This window comes from Neisseria sp. P0021.S007, from assembly GCF_051956855.1.
In genome coordinates this window covers 1-667 of the sequence record NZ_JBQCXA010000585.1, presented here as the reverse complement: position 1 = coordinate 667, position 667 = coordinate 1, and the positions used below count along the sequence as shown (strand labels likewise).

Annotated in this window: 1 protein-coding gene; it reads left to right on the top strand. The window is 53.1% G+C overall.

Annotated features, from left to right (window positions below; genetic code table 11):
- Positions 1–663, top strand: a 663-nt coding sequence (locus tag ACTHUR_RS14770) for a S41 family peptidase (protein WP_440399347.1), incomplete at its 5' end; no start/stop codon positions are given.
- Positions 664–667: the final 4 nt, after the last annotated feature.

Sequence of the window (667 nt, the reverse complement as noted above, 5' to 3'; positions counted from 1 at the left end):
GTCTTGAAAGCCCGTCCCGAAGACTACATTCGCACGAGCGGCAAAGACCCGTTGGCTGATTTGCCTGCCGAGTTGAAAACCATCCCGATGACCGTCTTGATTAACTCAGGCTCTGCTTCCGCTTCTGAAATCGTCGCAGGCGCGCTGCAAGACCACAAACGCGCCGTCGTTGTCGGTACGCAAAGTTTCGGCAAAGGCTCGGTTCAAACCCTGATTCCGCTGTCTAACGGCAGCGCAGTCAAACTGACCACCGCGCTGTATTACACGCCGAATGACCGCTCGATTCAGGCGCAAGGCATCGTTCCCGATGTTGAAGTCAAAGACAAAGACCGTGCCTTTGAAAGCCGCGAAGCCGACCTCGCCGGACACATCGGCAACCCGCTCGGCGGTGAAGACGTCAACAGCAGCAACGAAATCAGCACCCCTGATTCAAACGAAGCTGCCAAAGCCGATGAAAACGCCAAGTCCAAAAAAGGCAAGGACAAAGATAAAGACGAAGACCTCTCCAGCCGTCGTATTCCTAATCCTGCCAAAGACGACCAGCTCCGCAAAGCCTTGGATTTAGTGAAAAATCCAGCCGAATGGCAGAAGTCTTTAGGTTTGGCGGCGAAAAAACCGGCTCCGAAAAAAGACAAGAAAGACGGTAAAGACGAAAGCAAATAAGCTC